3 protein-coding genes and 1 pseudogene are annotated in these 3,475 nt (G+C 57.1%); 3 read left to right on the top strand and 1 reads right to left on the bottom strand.

Features of this window, described 5'->3' with window-relative positions; all coding sequences use genetic code 11:
- The first annotated feature begins 387 nt into the window (after positions 1 to 387).
- Positions 388 to 1,572: an alpha/beta hydrolase gene (locus AAAC48_RS10840; protein ID WP_340654178.1), complete on the top strand. Its 1,185-nt coding sequence runs from the start codon at positions 388 to 390 to the stop codon at positions 1,570 to 1,572.
- A 12-nt stretch (positions 1,573 to 1,584) separates the two neighbouring features.
- Here the strand turns inward: AAAC48_RS10840 and AAAC48_RS10835 are convergent, their stop codons facing one another.
- On the bottom strand, positions 1,585 to 2,067 hold the full coding sequence (locus AAAC48_RS10835) for a MaoC family dehydratase (RefSeq protein WP_340654177.1): 483 nt from the start codon (positions 2,065 to 2,067) through the stop codon (positions 1,585 to 1,587).
- A 198-nt stretch (positions 2,068 to 2,265) separates the two neighbouring features.
- Between AAAC48_RS10835 and AAAC48_RS10830 the strand changes: the two are divergent.
- Positions 2,266 to 2,489 (top strand): annotated as a pseudogene (locus AAAC48_RS10830) (alpha/beta hydrolase); the annotation flags it as partial.
- Between the two features lie 350 nt (positions 2,490 to 2,839).
- On the top strand, positions 2,840 to 3,475 hold a 636-nt coding region (locus AAAC48_RS10825), incomplete at its 3' end, for an adenylate/guanylate cyclase domain-containing protein (RefSeq protein WP_340654176.1).

The raw sequence follows: 3,475 nt of genomic DNA, 5'->3' as shown, positions 1-3,475 counted from the left end.
GGCTATCCCGTGCCACGCCCGCTTTTCGCGTCTGGCCCTTGAGTGGTTGGGAAGACGGGGCAGCCGTCGAAGCGCGTCTTGGTAGAATAAATGCGATCCGAAGACCGCCATCCGGCGACGTTTTATCTCGTCCGTTCCGAAGGGTTAGCTGCGCTAGCACCATGAAACCCCTTTCTCCCTCAAAGGGGGAGATAAGGGCCGCAGGGAGGGGCCGTTTCTTCGGCATAGGCGCGCGCATGACCCGGACCCCTCAAAACAGTGCCCCCTGGAATTTTATGTGAATCGCATCCAAATACTGAACCGCCGGTCGCAATTACGCCGCCGTCTGCGTTAAAGAAACGTCCGGTGACTGCCGATTCGCGTGGTCTCTTTGCTCAGAGAAACGACATGGCCGTCAAAAAGCGCCTGGTTATCAATTTTACGGGCTACGAGGGATTGCATCCCGATGCGGTCCGCGGTCGCTATCTGAACAGTTCGGCTGATTTCAACAATCTGTGGCACGCGAAAACACATGCTGGCCCAATGGTGCCGGAGGGGCAGAACATCGCCTCGATGCAGATCAAAACGAGCGGCGCCAACTGGCAAACCGAGACAGAGTTCTGTCAATACGGTGCGGCCGATATCTTCGATGCCTATGCAGCCCGTAACGTAGCCACGCGGTTTGCCACGGGCCTGATGGCGTTTCTCGATATCCTGCTGACGGGGACGTTCTGGCGCTACCTTCACACCAGCTGGCGCTTCTGTATCTTCTTCATGTGGCCATTCGCGCTTGCCTGCTTCATTACGCTGGTCACAATCGGCGTTGGATTGTTTCCGCTGTTTGCTGGTTACAGTGCCCTTCATCTGCTCTGGACGATCCCGCTTGCCCTAACCATTGGCCGTCTTCTCATCCACTGGCCGGGTGAAAAAGTATTCTTTTCCTATCTGCTCGATGACTGGGCGGCCGCCTCGGACCGTATTTACCGCCGCAATCCGAGCCTGTTACAGCGTCGCCAGGCTTTTGCCGATCATTTGGCGGACAAGCTGCGGAAAAGCGATGCGGATGAGGTCGTCATTATCGGCCACAGCCTGGGGACTGTGCCGGCCGTGGAAGCCATCGCCGATGTCTGGCGCAGCGATCCGGAGCTTCTCAAGCGGAAGCCGGTATCATTGCTGGCGGCGGGGTCTTGTCTGTTGATGATCGCCTTTCATCCGCGTGCGACCGAATTGCGCGAGGACGTACGGGTCGTCCTTCAGGATACACCGTTGCTCTGGGCGGAATTCCAGACGATCGCCGATATCGTCCATTTCTATAAGTCAGATCCAGCGGCGGCGCTTGGGATCAAGCCACGGCGTGAGCCGATTATTCGTCGCATTCGATTCAAGCATATTCACAGCGCCAAGCGCTATGCACGCGCGAAGAAGAATTTCTTCAAGATGCACCTTCTGTTTCTTAAGGGCGCACAAATCCGCAATCCGTACGATATTGGCATGTTCGTCCAGGGTCCCTTTGTGTTCAGGGATCTGGTGACGACCTATCGGAACCGGGCAGCGCCGCTCGACGATGCGGGCGCTCTACTCCAAGCAGCCTGAACCGGTCTCTGCTCAATCCATTTCGGGCGGATGTTCGAGCACGGCGATGGTAAGCCAGTTGGCGACCAGCGCCGGCTTGAGCGAGCCTTCGATTTCCAGCGTCACTTCGTAATTGTTGAGAACACGACCGGATGGGCGGATATCCGCATCGACCAGCTTGAAATGCGCGCGAACCCGCTTGCCGGATTTGACCGGTGCCATGAAGCGGACCTTGTCGAAACCGTAATTGATGCCCATCGTTGCACCTTCGATCATCGGCAAGGCTTCGTAGGCAAGTGTCGACAGGAGCGAAATCGTCAGGAAGCCATGGGCAATGGTGCCGCCGAAAGGCGTTTCCTTTTCGGCGCGTTCGGGGTCGGTATGGATGAACTGATGGTCATCAGTCGCATCGGCAAACTGGTTGATCATTTGCTGACTGACGACACGCCACTCGGAACAGCCGATCTCCGTGCCAACCGCTTCCTTCAATTGCTTGAGCGTAATCGCTTCTTTCATGATTTTCAGCTTTCCGAACGCTTCCTCATATTCTCGCGCTGTTCGTAGCCGGTTACGCCCCGATTGTCATCCCTTGCAGGATAAGTTGCGACCGCTTAATGGCGCACGGCTCGATACAGAGAAAATAATTCTGGTTCGGTTGTCGAATATCTCAGCGGGTTTGCCGTCCTTGGAGTATCAAGTGCCGATTTGGGGGGCTATGGCGATGGGGACATGTTCCGGAGCACATTGTCGAATTCTATCACAAGCTCGGCGGAGGCCTTATGGATACTGGCTGGGTGCGCGAGACCATGCCGAAGAACCGCTTGGCCATACTGTCAGACCTGACCCACTAGGATATCTTCGCTTCGCCATTGCTGGCAACGATCGTGCTGCCGTTCCTCAATGGGAAGGCGGCGCCAAGAGCCGGACCGATCAGGTGAAGTAGAGAGTTAGCCGGCGAGAACTTCGCCGGCGCCTGTCGCCCCTTCAATCGCGACCGATGTGTGCAATGCGGGCGCAAACAACAGCTTGAAAACACGGACGATATCCGCGGCCAACTCATCAAAATGGATAACTTCGCTTCCCGTTTGCAGATCAACCTGCAACGATAAATGGCATTCTCGCTACAGGTTATATCGCGCAGATCGTTGCACACGTTTCTGCGGCTATTCCTTGGACACAGCCTAAAGCCTTGTGTGTTCAAGGTCGGTCGGTGTTTGGATGGGCCGTTTTGGCCCTTTTGTGATAATCTTGACGTGCGGTTTTCGCTATTAAGCAAGGGGACGCGGTCATGGACCGTAAGCTTGCTGCCATTCTTTGTGCTGATGTCGTCGGCTACTCCACCCTTATGGAGCAGGACGAACAGGGCACCTTCGAGCGTCTTCGGGCGGGGCGCAAGGAACTGTTCGAACCGGAAATCGCCCGCCATCACGGCCGCATCTTCAAGCTTGTGGGTGACGGACTCCTGGCGGAGTTCGGCAGCGTCGTCGATGCGGTCGAGTGCGCAGTGAGCCTGCAACGGGGCATGGCCGAGCGCAACGCCAACGTCCCAGAGAATCAGCGCGTCCATGTCCGCATCGGCATCAATCTCGGCGAGGTCATCGTCGAGGGAGAGGACTGCTACGGCGATGGCGTCAACATCGCCGCGCGGCTCGAACAGCTGGCCGATTCTGACGGTATCTGCGTGTCGGGCAAGGTGGCGCGAGAGGTGGAGAAGAAACTCGCCTTCGGTTTCGAGGCCATGGGGGAACACAAGGTCAAGAACATCGCTAACCCGGTCCAGGTCTTCCGGGTGAAGCTTGATGGGACTGCGGCCAGCATAAAGCACGCCAGAACACGGACGAACTACCTATCCATCGCCGTGATCGGCGGTCTCCTTGCTCTGCTGATCGCAGGTGGTGGTGGTGCCTGGTACGGCCTGCAGCGA

This window comes from Phyllobacterium sp. (assembly GCF_037994405.1).
Lineage (GTDB): Bacteria > Pseudomonadota > Alphaproteobacteria > Rhizobiales > Rhizobiaceae > Phyllobacterium.
The sequence above is the reverse complement of the archived record's forward strand: the minus strand, read 5'-3'. Positions and strand labels throughout refer to the sequence as shown.